The sequence below is a fragment of the Pseudomonas sp. R1-15 genome, from assembly GCF_051132085.1.
In the GTDB taxonomy this organism is placed as follows: Bacteria; Pseudomonadota; Gammaproteobacteria; order Pseudomonadales; family Pseudomonadaceae; genus Aquipseudomonas.
In genome coordinates, this window is the sequence record NZ_CP071660.1 from 6,036,819 (window position 1) to 6,050,524 (window position 13,706).

A 13,706-nucleotide genomic window follows, 5' to 3' on the forward strand; every position below is an offset into this window, starting at 1 on the left:
CTCGCTCCCACCGGTTGATGTTGTGCATATCGATGAAGGGCCGGTGCGCAGCCCAGCGGGAGCAAGCTCCCTCGCCACGGGGAGGGTGGGGTCAGTCAGTTATGTGGCGAAGGTCAGGCCGCTATCGCGAGCAAGCTCGCTCCCACAGGGTTTCGTGGCGCGCCGTCCAGAGCAGGTCTTCAGTACCACCGCGCCTCGCCCGGCGGGCGTTTCTTGAAGCGTTTCATGCTCCACATGTACTGGCTCGGGTAGGCCCGTACATAACGCTCGACCACTTTGCTCATGGCGGCGCAGGCGGTTTCGGTGTCGGTGCTGTACATCTCGTCCGGGGCGGCTTCGAGGATGACTTTGTAGCCGGAGCCGTCCGGCAGGCGCAGGGCATGGAGGAAGACGCCGACCGCCTTGCCGCCGGCGAGCATGTTCGGCACGAACTTGCTGGTCAGGGCCTGGGTGGCGAAGAAGGGCACGAAGATGCCGGCGGATTCGGACGGCTCCGGATCGGCGGGGATCCCCACCTGGCCGCCCTTGCGCACTTCCTTGATGACGCTGAGGATGCCTTCCTTGGTGGACGCCGCGACCTTGTTGCCCAGTTGCACGCGTTGCTTCTGCAGCAACTCATCCACCGCCTTGAGCTTGGGCGGGCGGTAGAAAATGATCGGTTTGCACTGGCTGCAATAGAAGTGGTTGAGCACTTCCCAGTTGCCCAGGTGGCTGGTGATGCCGACCACGCCTTTGCCGGAGGCCAGCGCTTCTTTCAGCACTTCCAGGCCTTCGACTTCGCGCACCAGTTCGATGGAGCGCTGGGCCGGCCAGATCCAGGCACAGGCGCTTTCGGTCAGGGATTTGCCGATGTCCTTGAGGCTCTGGCCCACCAGGCGCTCGCGCTCGGCCGGGTCCATCTCGGGAAAACACTTGGCGAGGTTGATCCGCACCACGTCGCGGGAACGGTTGGGTAATTTCCACATGAGCCAGCCAATGCCCGAGCCCACCGCCTGCACCGCTCGCCAAGGGAGCAGCGCAAACAACCGCAGAGCGCCGACCAGCAAGGCGCCTTTCAACTTATCCACAGGTCACTCCTGAATTCATGGGCCGTGTTGCGAGCCGGCTATTCTAACCGCCGTTTACCAACTCGGCGTAGCGGTCGCAATCCTGGGTGTGGTCCATGACCATGCCCGAGGCCTGCATCAAGGCGTAGCAGATGGTCGGGCCGACGAAGGTGAACCCGGCTCTTTTCAGGCCTTTGCTCATCGCCAGTGCCTCGGGGGTGATGGCCGGCACTTCGGTGCGGTCCTTGAAATGGTTGATGATCGGTTGGTTGCCTACGAACGACCAGAGGAATGCCACCGGGTCTTCCAGCGCCAGCCAGGCCTGGGCGTTGCGCCGCGCCGCCTTGAGCTTGAGGCGGTTGCGGATAATGCCAGGGTCTAGCATCAGTTCATCGATTTCGGCGTCGCTCATCTGCGCCACCCGTTGTACATCGAAGCCGTAGAGCACTTCCCGGTAACGTTCGCGTTTGCGCAAAACGGTGATCCAGGACAGACCGGCCTGGAACCCTTCGAGCAGAAGCAACTCGAACAAACCCTGCGCATCGCGCAGCGGCGTCCCCCACTCCTGATCGTGATAAGCCATGTACAACGGATCTTCGGAACACCAAAAGCAGCGTGGCATAAGGCTCCAGGGGGCGTGCGCACGAACGAATCGGGTATACTCCCGCTCTTTAAATCGCAGCCCAAGAAACAGGTGAATTTCGTGAGCCAGCCTACGCCAGCCGTGCGTACCTTCCAAGACTTGATCCTCGCCCTCCAGCAATACTGGGCCGAGCAAGGTTGCGTGGTACTTCAGCCCTACGATATGGAAGTAGGCGCCGGCACTTTCCACACTGCCACGTTTCTGCGTGCCATCGGCCCGGAAACCTGGAACGCCGCTTATGTGCAACCAAGCCGCCGCCCGACTGACGGCCGCTACGGCGAAAACCCGAACCGCCTGCAGCATTACTACCAATTTCAGGTCGTGCTGAAGCCGAACCCGGAAAACTTCCAAGAGCTGTACCTGGGCTCCCTCAAACATGTGGGCCTCGACCCGCTGGTGCACGACATTCGTTTCGTCGAAGACAACTGGGAATCACCGACCCTGGGCGCCTGGGGCCTGGGCTGGGAAGTCTGGCTCAACGGCATGGAAGTGACCCAATTCACCTACTTCCAGCAAGCGGGCGGCATCGAATGCTACCCGGTGACCGGTGAGATCACCTACGGCCTGGAACGCCTGGCCATGTACCTGCAAGGCGTGGATTCGGTCTACGACCTGGTATGGGCCGACGGTCCGTTCGGCAAAGTGACGTATGGCGACGTGTACCATCAGAACGAAGTGGAGCAATCGACCTACAACTTCGAACACGCCAACGTCGACAAGCTGTTCGAGTTGTTCGATTTCTATGAAAGCGAAGCCAAACGCTTGATCGAACTGGACCAGCCGCTGCCGCTGCCGAGTTATGAAATGGTCTTGAAGGCATCTCATACCTTCAATCTGCTGGATGCACGCCGGGCGATTTCCGTGACCGCGCGCCAGCAATACATCCTGCGTGTGCGCACCCTGGCGCGTTCCGTCGCGCAAGCCTACCTGCTGGCCCGTGCCAAGCTGGGCTTCCCGATGGCGACCCCGGACCTGCGTGATGAAGTGTTGGCTAAGCTGGAGGCTGCACAATGAGTGCTCAAGATTTTCTGGTTGAACTGGGCACCGAAGAACTGCCACCCAAAGCCCTGAACACCCTGGCCGATGCATTCCTGGCCGGCATCGAGAAAGGCCTGCAAGCCGCTGGCCTGAACTTCGAAACCAAGCACGTCTACGCCGCGCCGCGCCGCCTGGCCGTGCTGATCACCGCCCTGGCGACGCAACAGCCGGACCGCAGCATCAACCTCGACGGCCCGCCCGTGCAAGCCGCGTTCGATGCCGACGGTAACCCGACCCAGGCCGCCCTGGGCTTCGCCAAGAAGTGCGGCGTCGATCTGAGCGAAATCGACCAGAGCGGCCCGAAGCTGCGCTACAGCCAGAGCATCAAGGGCAAGCCGACCGCCAGCCTGTTGCCGACCATCGTCGAAGACTCCCTCAATGACTTGCCGATTCCCAAGCGCATGCGCTGGGCTGCGCGCAAGGAAGAGTTCGTGCGTCCGACCCAATGGCTGGTGATGCTGCTCGGTGACCAGGTCATCGATTGCACGATCCTCGCCCAGAAGGCCGGTCGTGATTCTCGCGGTCACCGTTTCCATCATCCGCAGAGCGTACGTATCACGTCGCCGGCCAATTACCTGGCCGACCTGCGCGCTGCCTATGTATTGGCCGATTCCAACGAGCGCCGCGAGCTGATCAGCAAACGCACCGAAGAACTGGCGACCGCCCAGGAAGGCACGGCTATCGTGCCGGCCAACCTGCTGGACGAAGTGACCGCGCTGGTGGAATGGCCGGTGCCACTGGTGTGCTCGTTCGAGGAACGCTTCCTTGAAGTGCCCCAGGAAGCGCTGATCACCACCATGCAGGACAACCAGAAATACTTCTGCCTGCTGGACGCCGAAGGCAAGTTGCTGCCGCGCTTCATCACGGTGGCCAACATCGAAAGCAAGGACCCGCAGCAGATCATCGCTGGTAACGAAAAAGTCGTACGCCCGCGTTTGACCGATGCCGAGTTCTTTTTCAAGCAAGACAAGAAGCAGCCTCTGGAAAGCTTCAACGAGCGCCTGCGCAACGTGGTGTTCCAGGAAAAACTCGGCAGCGTCTACGACAAGGCCGAGCGCGTGTCGAAACTGGCAGCCTTCATCGCTCCACGCATCGGCGGCGATGCCCAGCGCGCGGCACGTGCGGGCATCCTGTCCAAGTGCGACCTGTCCACCGAGATGGTCGGTGAGTTCCCGGAGATGCAAGGTATCGCCGGTTACTACTACGCCCTCAACGACGGCGAGCCGCAGGATGTTGCCCTGGCGCTGAACGAACAGTACATGCCGCGTGGCGCCGGCGCTGAATTGCCGACCACCCTGACCGGTGCGGCCGTGGCGATCGCCGACAAGCTCGACACCCTGGTCGGCATCTTCGGTATCGGCATGCTGCCCACCGGCAGCAAGGACCCGTACGCACTGCGTCGCGCAGCGCTGGGCGTGCTGCGCATCCTCATCGACAAGCAGCTGGACCTGGACCTGAACGACGCCGTGGCCTTCGCCGTGAATGCGTTCGGCAGCAAGGTCAAGGCTGCCGGCCTGGCCGACGCGGTGCTGGAATTCATTTTCGACCGCCTGCGTGCGCGTTATGAAGACGAAGGTGTCGACGTCGCGACCTACCTGTCGGTGCGAGCCCTGAAACCGGGCTCGGCTCTAGACTTCGACCAACGCGTCCAGGCAGTGCAGGCGTTCCGCAAACTGCCGGAAGCGGCAGCGCTGGCGGCGGTGAACAAGCGCGTGTCGAACCTGCTGAGCAAGGCCGAAGGCAACATTGCGGCCGTCGTTGAAGCCAAGTACTTCGACAACGCCAATGAGTTCTCCCTGTACTCGGCGATCCAGCAGGCGGACCAGGCAGTCCAGCCGATGGCGGCGGCGCGTCAGTACAGCGAAACCCTGGCGCGCCTGGCAGCATTGCGTGAACCGGTGGATGCGTTTTTCGAAGCGGTGATGGTCAATGCCGAAGACGCCAATGTGCGAGCCAACCGCTATGCGCTACTGGCGCGTCTGCGTGGGTTGTTCCTCGGTGTTGCCGATATTTCGCTGCTGGGGTAAGTCTTGAAACTGCTGATTCTCGATCGGGACGGAGTGATCAATTACGACTCCGACGCTTACATCAAGTCGGTGGAGGAGTGGTTGCCGATCCCCGGTTCCATCGAGGCCATCGCGCAGTTGAGCAAGGCCGGCTGGACGGTGGCGGTCGCCACCAACCAGTCGGGCATTGCCCGCGGTTACTACGAACTCGCCGTCCTCGACGCCATGCATGAACGCTTGCGTGAGCTGGTGGCCGGGCAGGGCGGTGATATCGGGCTGATCGTTTATTGCCCACATGGGCCGGACGAGGGCTGCGATTGCCGCAAGCCCAAGCCCGGGATGCTGAAAACCATCGCCGCTCACTATGACGTTGCGCTGTCGGGCGTGTGGTTTGTCGGCGACAGCCTCGGTGACCTGGAGGCGGCGAAGGCCGTCGATTGTCAGCCAGTTTTGGTCAAGACCGGAAAAGGCGAAAAGACTCTGGGCAAGACCCTACCGGTGGGCACCTTGATTTTTGACGACCTGGCGGCGGTTGCCGCTGAACTTATCCACAATTAGAGCTCCCAAGACATCCTGATCAAGGATTGTTCGGGAAGCGCTTGAACAGGCGGGCATTGCCCGCAATGGTAAACGCCGCTATGTCGATATTGCAGGCCATCAGAAGCTTCCTCTTTTACCTGCTGCTGGGCACCAGTTCCTTGTTGTGGTGCACGTTGAGTTTTTTTGTCGCGCCGTTCATGTCGTTCAGGACGCGCTACCGCTTCATCAATGTTTACTGGTGCCGTTGCGCACTCTGGCTAAGCAAGGTGTTTCTGGGCATCCGCTACGAAGTGAAAGGTGCCGAGAATGTGCCTGAGCGCCCTTGTGTCATCCAGTCCAACCACCAGAGCACTTGGGAGACCTTCTTTCTCTCGGCTTATTTCGAACCGTTGAGCCAGGTGCTCAAGCGCGAGCTGCTGTTCGTACCGTTCTTCGGCTGGGCCATGGCGATGCTGCGCCCGATTGCCATCGACCGTGACAACCCGAAGGTTGCCCTCAAGCAGGTAGCGCAAAAAGGCGATGTGCTGCTCAAGGACAACGTTTGGGTACTGATTTTTCCCGAGGGCACCCGCGTACCTTACGGGACCATCGGCAAGTTTTCCCGCAGTGGCTCCGCATTGGCGGTAAACGCCGGCCTGCCAGTACTACCGATTGCACACAATGCGGGCAAATTCTGGCCCAAGGCCGGCTGGGTCAGAACACCAGGCGTTATCACCGTGGTCATCGGCGCCCCCATGTATGCAGAGGGCAGTGGGCCGCGCGCGATTGCCGAGCTGAACGACCGTGTACAGGCTTGGAATGAACAGACGCAACGGGAATTGGGCTCGCTTCCTCCGGCCCCTGCTGCGCCGGCGACGCCGGACAAGTTGGCTGTCTAAGAATTGTGGATAACCTGTGTACCGTTTTTTCTGATTTCGTCAGTTTTAACAGCTAACCTGATGTTTTTAATACATATTTCTTAAACACCTAAAACCTTGTACGAGGTGCATAAGTTTTTATAGCGCACTGAAAAAGGTCGCCGCCTGACCAAGGCCGCGATCTTTTTTTATTCCTCCAACAACGGAAAGCGCAGGCTGAACGTAGTGCCTTCGTCTACCACGCTACGGCAATCGATTTGCCCACCATGACGGTCCACGACCGCCTTGACCATCGACAGCCCCAAACCGATGCCATCCACCCCATGGGCCGAGGAAAACCGTCGGTACTGGACGAACAGATCCGGCAGTTCCTGCGCGCCGATGCCCTTGCCCTGATCAACGACGTCACACGTCAACCAGCCCTGGGCACAACGGACCTGCAACGCTATACACGTGTCGGGCGCACTGTACTTGATGGCGTTCTCCAACAAGTTGAACAGGGCGCGGGTCAGCAGGGATTGATCAGCGCTGATCAGCGCTTCTTCTTCGTCGAGTTGGTGCTCCAACCGAATATTCCTGGCTTGGGCAACAGGCAATGCCTGGTCGATCACGTCCAGGACCAGCATGGCGAATAGGGTCGGTTGGAACTGATAAGCCTCGGACTCGGCCTTGGCCAACTGCACAAACCCATCGGTCAATTCCAGGGCGCGGCGCACCTGGCGCTCGATCTGGTCGAATAGCGGCTTGTCGGCACCGGCCTGATGCCGCTGCACATCGAGCAGAGCCAGGATCGCCGAATGGGGCGCGCGCAAATCGTGGGAGAGAAAACGAAGCATGACGCTGCGCTGCTCTTCGGCTTCCCGTTCAGCGCTCAGATCAGTCAGGCTGAGCAACCAGCCTATGGGCACATCACCGTCCACCGGCAACAGCGCGGCACGTTCCAGTCGCAAGCTGCGCTCGCGGGTATCGCGAAATTCAACCAGTGGTAACGTGGACAACCGGTGGGCCGGGGAGTGGACCAATGCCGGATAACCCAACCGCGCTAATTCCTCCAGCACATCACTGCCCGCCAAAGCGTGACCGAACAACTCGCGAGCCTTGCGATTACCCAGCAACAGGTTGCCCTGTGGATCACTGATCATCGTTGCTACCGGCAGGTACTCCAGGCCGTCGGCAATAAATCGGCGCGTGTCCCGGGTTCGGCTCATGGCTTGTTCCAAGGCCATGATCTGGCCCTGCAAGCGATCACTGCCGGTGTAGGAAGCGCGCCGGCGTTCCGGGAAGACCTTGGGTTCCGCATCCAGGCGCGCCAGCTCCCAGCCGAAATAAGCCAACACCACGCTCAGGCGCCGCCAGTTCCAGACCAGATAACCCAGCAGCATGCCCAACAGGCTGGCCACCGGCGACCACGTCCACCCCTGCGCACCCAGCAATGCGCTGAGTAGCAGGGCCAGGCCCATTCCGCCCAACGTCGCGCTCAATGCGAAGTGCGGGCGCAACAGCAGCAAACCCAATACACAGGCAACCAGACACACCGACAGCAATGCTGCGCCCGGCCCGTTGCGTGCCGATTGCAGACTGAACGAAACCAGCGCGGTCATTGGTAGCAACAACAGACTTATCCACAATCCTTCACGCCTCAATTGTCGGAACAATCGCTGCACCTGGGTCGGTTCACGGCTTTCACGGCGACGCGGAGGGTTCATAAATACCTTGGCGGAAGATCGGACGGTTTATACATGCGGGCAGCCTCCAGCTCACAGCTGCGGCCAAGACTATAACGGACTTGATGATGGCAATGCGGCTGCCTTTCACTTCGCATCGCGAGCCGGTATTGTCGCAGCCAGTGACACCTCAACGACGACGAACCAGCCACCGGCTGCTTTTGAATGCCAGCTGAGAATGTCCGTTATTCTTGGAACCAAGGAATCGCATTCCATGCGTGTCGCCATACTGGACGATGAACCGGCGGAGTTGCGCCGGGTGGAACAGACACTGCAGCAAATTCCCGGTAGGGGAGAGCCCGCCTGGACACTGCACAGTTTCGAACGGGGTGAAGACCTGTTGCGACAACTGCGCAGGGAAACGTTTGACCTGTTGATCCTGGACTGGCAATTACCTGACATCAGTGGCTTGTCCTTGCTGCGCTGGACACGTGAGCACATGGACTCGCCACCCGCAGCCATCATGCTCACCAGCCGCGACGGCGAGCACGACATCGTCCAGGCGCTTAACGCCGGTGCCGATGACTACGTCAGCAAGCCCTTCCGTCCCAACGAGCTCAAGGCCCGGGTCACCGCGGTGCTGCGGCGCCATAACCTGCAACGCGTTCCGGCCACTGAAGTGCTGATATTCAATGACCTGGAATTCGACGACGCCGAATTGACCGTCACCCGCGCCGGCATTCCCATCAGCCTGACTGAACGGGAATACCGCCTGGCCCGCTGCCTGTTCGCCAACCTGGGTCGGCCGCTGTCACGGGAGTACTTTTATGAGCGCTTCTGGACCCATGAAGAAATGACCTCGTCGCGCCCGCTCGATACCCACATCTATCGCCTGCGCAACAAGCTCGGGCTGACCGCAGATCGCGGCTGGCAATTGTTGACGATCTACGGGTATGGGTATCGGTTGGAGAGCGTTGCGGCGGGGAGTGAGGCTTCGGTAGCCAGTTAGTGTCTAGTCCTGAAATAGGTTTACACCTGTTTCATCTCAAAGCGCCCGATGCACCGCATCGGGCGTTTTGTATTTCAGAGCCAAATGAGGTCGCTTACGGTTATAAATTTCTATCGACTCCTCGACCACGCGCTTGGCTTGGGCAAGGTCTTTGGGACGGTGTAAAAGAAACTCCGTTTTCAGAATCCCATTCACCCGTTCCGCTAGGGCGTTCTGGTAGCAGTCATAGCCATCAGTCATCGAGCATTTGATGCCGTGCTTGGCATGCAGCCTCTGGTAGAGATCAGAACAGTATTGCGAGCCCCGATCAGAGTGATGTACCAGCGGCTGATTGCTTCTTCGATGCCGAAGGGCTTTGGTCATTGCCTGGATGACTGACTCGGTATGCAGGCTTTCATGCACATGATGGCCGACTATTTTGCGCGAGAACGCATCAGTGACCAGGCTCACATAAGCGACGCTTTGTTCGGTAGGCAAGTAGGTTATATCTGCTACCCATACCTGTTCAGGACCCGTGGCAGTGACTTGGTCAGGGCCGGGTTTGAGCCGATTCGGATGTCGACGGAAGCGATGATGACTATCGGTAGTCTTGTGATAAGCGCGTTTGCGTAGGACCAGTTGTCGATGGTCTCGCAAGATATCGAACAACCGATCTCGACCTACCGTTCGCGTCAGTTCAGGTTCGGCTTGCATAAGGCCATGCAGCTTACGAGTGCCCAACCGGGGCATTTCAAGACGAGTCTCCAACACAAATCCCAGCACTCTTTGCGTATGTCTGGCTTGTGCGTCGTAAGCTCGATTGCGCTTGTAGTAGGCCTGCCGAGAGATGCCTAGAAACTGGCAAGCCCTGGTAATGCTCAGGCCTTCGATTTGCCCTTGGGTGAGGACTTGCCGGATCGCTTTTTTACGACAGAAACACCGTAATCGTTTTTCAGCACGTCAACGACAGCTTCAAAAAATTGGGCTTTCTGGTTGGCAAGGGCCAGCTTTTCTTCCAGCTCCTTGATTCGCTGCTCTGGTGTCAGCGGCAAATTTGGCTCGGCCATCGGTCGGTTCCTCTGGGCACGAATGGAGGCGCCTTGACTCCAGTCCTGCCGTCCATGCTTGCGTAACCACACCAACACAGTCGACCGACCCTGAATCCCATAACGCCGTTGAGCCTCTTTATAACTCAGTTCGCCCTTTTCAACTTGATCGACGACCGCCAATTTAAAGCCCAGCGTGTAGTCACGCTGACTGCGCCTTTTTCCTGATTCCATTGGTTCCTCCTGAGGATAGGTCAGAAGGTGTAAACCTTATTCAGGACGAGACATAGCATAAAAAAAGGCCAACGCATGAGCGTTGGCCTTTTTCGTTGGGGCAGGGCAAGCCGGATCAGAAATCCAGGTTGGACACCGCCAACGCGTTGCTCTCGATGAAGTCACGACGGGGCTCGACCGCATCACCCATCAGGGTGTTGAAGATCTGGTCCGCGCCAATGGCGTCTTCGATGGTGACTTTCAGCATGCGGCGCGAGCCCGGATCCATGGTGGTTTCCCAAAGCTGATCCGGGTTCATCTCACCCAGCCCTTTGTATCGCTGGATGGTGTGGCGCTTGGTGCTTTCGGCCATCAGCCATTCAAGGGCTTCCTTGAACTCGGTCACGGCTTTCTTGCGCTCACCACGTTGGATGTACGCACCTTCGTCCAGCAGCGTGCTCAGTTGCGCGCCGAGGGATACGACGGTCTTGTAGTCGTTGCTGCCGAAGAAATCGCGGTTGAAGGTGACGTAGTTCGACAGACCGTGGGAGATCAGTTCAACCTCTGGCAGCCAGACGTTACGCTCACGGTCCTCACGCAGGCTGGCTTTGTAGACCAGGCCGGATTTTTCCACGGTACGCAGGCGTACTTCGTACTGGGCCAGCCAATCCTGCATCGCTGCGTGGTCGGACAGCTGCTCCAGGCTGACGGCCGGCAGGTAGATGAAGTGCTCGGTCAGTTCCTGTGGGTACAGGCGTGAGAGGCGCTTGAGGGTCTTCATCACCAGGCGGAAATCATTCACCAGGCGCTCAAGGGCTTCACCGGAAATGCCTGGGGCATCTTCGTTCAGGTGCAGGCTCGCGTCTTCCAGGGCCGACTGCGTCATGTACTCTTCCATGGCGTCGTCGTCTTTGATGTATTGCTCTTGCTTGCCTTTCTTGACCTTGTACAACGGCGGCTGGGCGATATAGATGTAGCCGCGCTCGATCAGCTCCGGCAACTGACGGAAGAAGAACGTCAGCAGCAGGGTGCGGATGTGCGAACCGTCGACGTCGGCGTCGGTCATGATGATGATGTTGTGATAGCGCAGCTTGTCGATGTTGTACTCTTCGCGGCCGATGCCACAGCCCAGCGCGGTGATCAGCGTACCGACCTCCTGGGAAGAGATCATCTTGTCGAAGCGCGCCTTTTCGACGTTGAGGATCTTGCCTTTGAGCGGCAGGATCGCCTGGGTACGACGGTTGCGGCCCTGCTTGGCGGAACCGCCAGCAGAGTCACCTTCCACCAGGTACAGCTCGGACAGGGCAGGGTCCTTCTCCTGGCAGTCGGCCAGTTTGCCCGGCAGGCCGGCGATGTCCAGCGCGCCTTTGCGGCGAGTCATCTCACGGGCCTTGCGCGCCGCTTCACGGGCACGGGCGGCGTCGATCATCTTACCGACCACCAGCTTGGCTTCGTTCGGGTTCTCCAGCAGGAAGTCGGAGAAGTACTTGCCCATCTCCTGTTCGACTGCGGTCTTCACTTCGGAAGACACCAGTTTGTCCTTGGTCTGGGAACTGAACTTCGGATCCGGCACCTTCACCGAAATGATCGCGGTCAGGCCTTCACGGGCGTCGTCACCGGTGGTAGCGACTTTGTGCTTCTTCGCCAGCCCTTCCTGTTCGATGTAGTTGTTCAGGTTACGCGTCAGCGCTGAACGGAAGCCCACCAGGTGAGTACCACCATCGCGCTGCGGAATGTTGTTGGTAAAGCACAACAGGTTCTCGTTGAAGCTGTCGTTCCACTGCAGGGCGATTTCCACGCCGATGCCGTCTTCACGCTGGACGTTGAAGTGGAACACCTGGTTGACCGGGGTCTTGTTGGTGTTCAGGTACTCGACGAATGCCCGCAGGCCACCTTCGTACTTGAACAGCTCTTCCTTGCCGCTGCGCTCGTCCTTTAGGACGATGCCGACACCGGAGTTCAGGAAGGACAGCTCACGAATCCGCTTGGCCAGGATATCCCAGCTGAAGTGGATGTTCTTGAAGGTTTCGCTGGAGGCCTTGAAGTGAATCTGGGTCCCCGTGGACTCACTGTCGCCAACGATTGCCATCGGCGCCTGAGGCACGCCGTGGACGTAGGTCTGTTCCCAGATCTTGCCGCTGCGGCGAACAGTGAGAACAAGCTTCTCGGACAGCGCGTTTACAACCGACACACCAACACCGTGCAGACCGCCGGAGACTTTGTAGGAGTTGTCGTCGAACTTACCGCCGGCGTGCAATACGGTCATGATGACCTCAGCCGCGGAAACGCCTTCTTCTTTGTGTACGTCTACCGGGATGCCACGGCCGTTGTCGCGAACGGTGATGGACTCATCCGGGTGGATAATGATGCTGATGTCGTCGCAATGACCGGCAAGGGCTTCGTCGATGGAGTTGTCGACCACCTCGAACACCATGTGGTGCAGACCGCTGCCATCGTCGGTGTCACCAATGTACATACCGGGACGTTTGCGTACGGCATCCAGGCCTTTAAGCACTTTAATGCTCGTTGAGTCGTACGTATTTTCTTCGCTCAATGCCTTCACTCCCGATGGTCGTGGGTCTGGGTGATACGGCCCTGTTCCACGTGGAACAGAGCGACTGGCGTTTCCGTCTGCCAGCCTTCCCTCAATAATTCGTGGTCTACACAGGTGATGAACACCTGGCAGCGTAAGTCTTCCAGCAAGCGGCAAAGCGCACGGCGGTGGGTCTCGTCCAGTTCGGACGGCAAGTCATCCACCAGATAAATACACTGACCGCGACGGGCCTGGCTGACCAAATGACCTTGGGCGATACGCAAGGCGCACACCACCAACTTCTGCTGACCGCGGGACAATATGTCCGCTGCATTGTGCGCGCCCAGTCTGAGACGCAAGTCAGCACGTTGTGGTCCGGCCTGGGTATGCCCCATCTGCTGATCACGCTGTAGCGAGCCAGCCAGCACAGCGCTCAATTCCCGGTCCTTGTCCCAGCCTCGGTAATAGCTGAGCGTCAGTCCCTCAAGCTCAACCAGTTCGCTCAAGGTCTGTTCGAAGACCGGTTTCAAGGCTTTTATATAAGCGCGGCGGTATTCATCGATTTCGGCGCTGGCTTGGCACAGCTCTCTGTCCCAAACCGCTTGCGAAACGGCGTCAAGTGTACCATGTCGCAGCCAAGAGTTTCGCTGGCGCAGCGCCTTCTGCAAACGCTGCCACGTGGCCATGAAACGTGGTTCCACGTGGAACACACCCCAGTCGAGAAACTGCCGGCGAATCTTCGGCGCCCCTTCCAACAACCGAAAACTGTCCGGATTGATCAGCTGCAACGGGAGGATTTCCGCTAGTTGTGCTGCGCTACGGGCGTTTTGCCCATCGATGCGAATCTGGAATTCGCCCTGCCGGTCCCGTGAAATCCCCAATGCGCTGTGACCACCTTCAGCCAGTTCAACCTGCCCAAACACCGTACATGCCAGTTGGTCGTACTGAATGACCGGCAATAGGCGGGTGCTGCGAAACGAACGGGCAAGCCCAAGCAGATGCACAGCTTCCAAGACGCTGGTCTTGCCGCTGCCGTTGGCGCCGTAAAGGATATTGATGCGGGGGGAGGGGGAGAAGGTCACCGGGTGCAAATTGCGCACCGCGGTGACCGAGACGCGACTTAAGGACATCT

11 protein-coding genes are annotated in these 13,706 nt (G+C 59.1%); 5 read left to right on the plus strand and 6 right to left on the minus strand.

Annotation, left to right across the window (positions count from 1 at the left end; genetic code table 11):
• Positions 1-179: 179 nt before the first annotated feature.
• Both J3P97_RS27445 and J3P97_RS27450 read right to left on the minus strand, forming a co-directional pair.
• Positions 180-1,067, minus strand: coding sequence for a lysophospholipid acyltransferase (locus tag J3P97_RS27445; RefSeq protein ID WP_434673175.1), 888 nt, complete (start codon positions 1,065-1,067; stop codon positions 180-182).
• A gap of 43 nt (positions 1,068-1,110) precedes the next feature.
• Positions 1,111-1,668 carry a DNA-3-methyladenine glycosylase I gene (locus tag J3P97_RS27450; protein ID WP_434673176.1) on the minus strand — a complete coding sequence of 186 codons (558 nt, stop codon included), beginning with the start codon at positions 1,666-1,668 and terminating at the stop codon, positions 1,111-1,113.
• An 81-nt stretch (positions 1,669-1,749) separates the two neighbouring features.
• On the opposite strand from J3P97_RS27450, the gene glyQ reads away from it, so the two are divergent.
• The 4 genes from glyQ (at position 1,750) to J3P97_RS27470 (ending at position 6,151) form a co-directional block, all read left to right on the plus strand.
• Positions 1,750-2,703, plus strand: a complete 954-nt coding sequence (gene glyQ / locus J3P97_RS27455; RefSeq protein ID WP_434673177.1) for a glycine--tRNA ligase subunit alpha — start codon at positions 1,750-1,752, stop codon at positions 2,701-2,703.
• Complete coding sequence (gene glyS, locus J3P97_RS27460) at positions 2,700-4,754, plus strand: glycine--tRNA ligase subunit beta (RefSeq protein ID WP_434626906.1); 2,055 nt, start codon at positions 2,700-2,702, stop codon at positions 4,752-4,754. Before glyQ ends, glyS begins: the two co-directional genes overlap by 4 nt.
• 3 nt (positions 4,755-4,757) lie before the next feature.
• Positions 4,758-5,291 (plus strand): D-glycero-beta-D-manno-heptose 1,7-bisphosphate 7-phosphatase, encoded by a 534-nt coding sequence (gene gmhB, locus J3P97_RS27465; protein ID WP_434673178.1) that lies wholly within the window; start codon positions 4,758-4,760, stop codon positions 5,289-5,291.
• An 80-nt stretch (positions 5,292-5,371) separates the two neighbouring features.
• A complete protein-coding gene (locus J3P97_RS27470) occupies positions 5,372-6,151 on the plus strand; it encodes a lysophospholipid acyltransferase family protein (protein WP_434570714.1) in 780 nt (259 codons plus the stop codon).
• 167 nt (positions 6,152-6,318) lie between these two features.
• On the opposite strand, the gene J3P97_RS27475 is transcribed toward J3P97_RS27470, so the two are convergent.
• Positions 6,319-7,836 (minus strand): ATP-binding protein, encoded by a 1,518-nt coding sequence (locus J3P97_RS27475; RefSeq protein WP_434673179.1) that lies wholly within the window; start codon positions 7,834-7,836, stop codon positions 6,319-6,321.
• 232 nt (positions 7,837-8,068) lie between these two features.
• On the opposite strand from J3P97_RS27475, the gene J3P97_RS27480 reads away from it, so the two are divergent.
• Positions 8,069-8,803 carry a response regulator transcription factor gene (locus J3P97_RS27480; RefSeq protein ID WP_434602338.1) on the plus strand — a complete coding sequence of 245 codons (735 nt, stop codon included), beginning with the start codon at positions 8,069-8,071 and terminating at the stop codon, positions 8,801-8,803.
• Between the two features lie 36 nt (positions 8,804-8,839).
• Here the strand turns inward: J3P97_RS27480 and J3P97_RS27485 are convergent.
• The 3 genes from J3P97_RS27485 to recF all read right to left on the minus strand — a co-directional run bounded on the left by J3P97_RS27485 (position 8,840) and on the right by recF (position 13,704).
• Positions 8,840-10,062 (minus strand): IS3 family transposase gene (locus J3P97_RS27485; RefSeq protein WP_434673180.1). Its coding sequence is split into 2 segments (ribosomal slippage): positions 8,840-9,711 and positions 9,711-10,062, totalling 1,224 coding nucleotides; the frame shifts between segments, so codons are not numbered across the junction.
• 115 nt (positions 10,063-10,177) lie between these two features.
• Entirely contained in the window at positions 10,178-12,595 is a 2,418-nt protein-coding gene (gene gyrB, locus J3P97_RS27490; RefSeq protein WP_305497752.1) for a DNA topoisomerase (ATP-hydrolyzing) subunit B, read from the minus strand.
• 5 nt (positions 12,596-12,600) lie between these two features.
• A complete protein-coding gene (recF, locus tag J3P97_RS27495) occupies positions 12,601-13,704 on the minus strand; it encodes a DNA replication/repair protein RecF (RefSeq protein WP_305497751.1) in 1,104 nt (367 codons plus the stop codon).
• Between the last annotated feature and the right edge of the window lie 2 nt (positions 13,705-13,706).